Here is a 2,573-nt window from a genome sequence, read left to right on the forward strand (position 1 = left end):
ATGCCCTGGGCGTAGGCATCCCTTCCAGCGGCAAGCTCACCATAGAGACCACTGTGATCAACCCCTACAACGGTACGGGCTCCGAGCAGGGCGGTATCTGGGCAGGCCTAAACGACAAGACCTTTGTGAAGCTGGCCATCACCGGCAACAAGGTCGAGATGCGCAAGGAGCTCAACGATGCCAGCTCGACGCTTTCGACCACGGCCAACCCTGACCAGCGGATCACGGCCGTGATCCCGGGTTTAAACACCCAGACTGTCAGACTCAGACTGGTGCTGGACCTGGTGACGAATAAAATGGAAGGCTTCTACTCCACAGATGGTGTAAACTATATCAATGCAGGCGCCAGCTACGCCTCGGCCGGCATTGACATCACCGACATGGCCCTGAGCGGCAAAGCGCTGTATGCAGGCCTTTATGCCACGCACCGCAATGCAAGCACCCCGGTCAGCTTTACTTTCGACAACTTCTCGGTCATCCGGGACGGCGCGGCCGGCAAGCTGCTGGCCTTTACGCCGAACGCCCTTGACTTCACAGCCGTGCAGGGACAAACCGTTACCGGCAAGTCCACGGTGCTCTCTGTCAGCGAAGGCACGCCTTCGATCACGTTGAGCAGCACGGCGGCCGGCTGGCTGACCTTGCCTTCGGCTTCTTCCGCAGGAACAATCAGCTTCGGGCCTTCCAACTTCTCGACGACCATGGCGCCGGGCATCTATGAGGCCACCGTGACGGCTTCGGCAGAAGGCTACCAGCCTGCCACGCTTTTGATCAACCTGACGGTTTCCTCGCCGGCCATCAGCCAGCAGATCCAGGTCAACTTCCAGGATGCGGCCACCGTGCCGCCTGCGGGCTGGGTCAGAGACTACGGCCAGCCTTTCGGGCTGAGGACCGGAGCCAATCAGGGCACGGGCCTGGAATACGGATGGCGCAAGCGCTCGGACGGCTCGCTGCTGGACATCTCCGTGGGCGGCACGGCCAACCTGGGCAACGGCCGCAGGCGCACCACGCCGGCCGATGTGCTGCTGGCCAGCTTTATGCACATGCAGACGGCCAGCAATACCAGCTTCAACGGCACGCGTGCCGACGGCTACTGGGAAGTAAAAGTCCCTAACGGCACCTATGACGTAACGGTCTCGGCGGGTGATTCCGATCCGGGCACCATCGCCGAGAGCCACACCATCAACGTCGAGGGCGTCAATGCGATCAGAAGCTTTGTGCCCAGCGGCACCGCCGGCACAAGCACCCGCTTCAAGTCGGGCAAGGTGCAGGTCAGTGTCACCGACGGTTTTCTGACGATCAATGCCGATGGCGGTACCAATACCAAGATCAACTCGGCTGTGATCACCCCGGTCAGCGTACAGCCTTACCTGGTCTGGTCGGCCAGCGAGCACAGTCTGGTCATCGAGAAAGGCACCAACGAGACCGGCAAGACCTTCTCGCTGGACCTGAACCATTCCACCACCCAGGACGAGCTGGCCGTCTCGCTGACGGCCGACTACGGCGCGGGCGCAGCCAACTGGCTGAGCTTTGATGCCAGCCACAACGGCAACGAGCCCAACGTGACCTTTGACTACACAGCGGCCAAGGCCCTGGCAACCGGCACCTATACGGTGACCATCACGGCTTCGGCTGCGGGCCATACCAGCGCCAGCACCCTGGTGCAGGTCACCGTGCTGGCAGCCGGCACCAACCAGCCTTACGTGATCTCATCGACGCCGGCCAACGGCGCCACCAACGTCAGCGTGAACATCGCCAGCATTGCGGCCAACAACCTGTATGTGCCCGAAGTGGCCGGCTTTAAAGGCGGCGTCAACAATGCGACCGTCTCGCTGGCGACTGTGAAGCTGCTGAAAATAGCGGGCAGTACCACCACCGAGATCCTGGGCACCGCCCAGGGCACCGGCGGCGGGGACGCCATCAGCTTCTCGCCCCGGTATGCCCTAGAGACCAATACCAAATACAAGTTCGTGATCACCGACCAGGTGCAGTCCCACAGCGGCGCCGCTTTCCTGCCCTATGAGGCGACTTTCACCACCGGCAGCACCACGACCGGCACGCCCAACCCGGTGGCCGCCGAGTTTGCACCCAAGCAGGTCATCCCCGGCACGGTCGGCAAGAAATACACCTGTCTGACCTTTGGCCCGGACGGCAAGTTCTATGCCCTCCGGCTGGACGGGGTCATCGAGCGCTTCACAGTCGATCACCAGACCGGCATGCTCTCTGAGCAGCAGGAGATCAAGTCGCTGACGGCCAAATATGGTTTGCGTTCCTCGGTGGGTCTGACCTTTGACCCCTCTTCAACAGCTACCAACCTGATCGCCTGGGTATCGCACTGCAGCGCAGGGCTGACTAATGCGCCCGAGTTTGACGGCAACATCTCCAAGCTGACCGGCGCTGACCTTCAGAACGAGCAGCTGGTACTGACCAAGCTGCCGCGTTCGAAGGCCGACCACCTGGTCAACAGCATCGCTTTCGGGCCGGACGGCGCCCTGTACTTCAACCAGGGAAGTTTGAGCTCGATGGGAAGCTACGACGGCACCTGGCAGCGTGACGAAAGCCTTCTGGCAGCGACC

General features: G+C 61.8%; 1 protein-coding gene. It reads left to right on the forward strand.

Annotated features, from left to right (window positions below; genetic code table 11):
* The coding region (locus FEM33_RS19020) for an Ig-like domain-containing domain (protein WP_161597188.1) at positions 1–2,573 on the forward strand (2,573 nt) is incomplete at both ends.

The organism is Dyadobacter flavalbus (assembly GCF_006149045.1).
GTDB classification, from domain to species: Bacteria; Bacteroidota; Bacteroidia; order Cytophagales; family Spirosomataceae; genus Dyadobacter; species Dyadobacter flavalbus.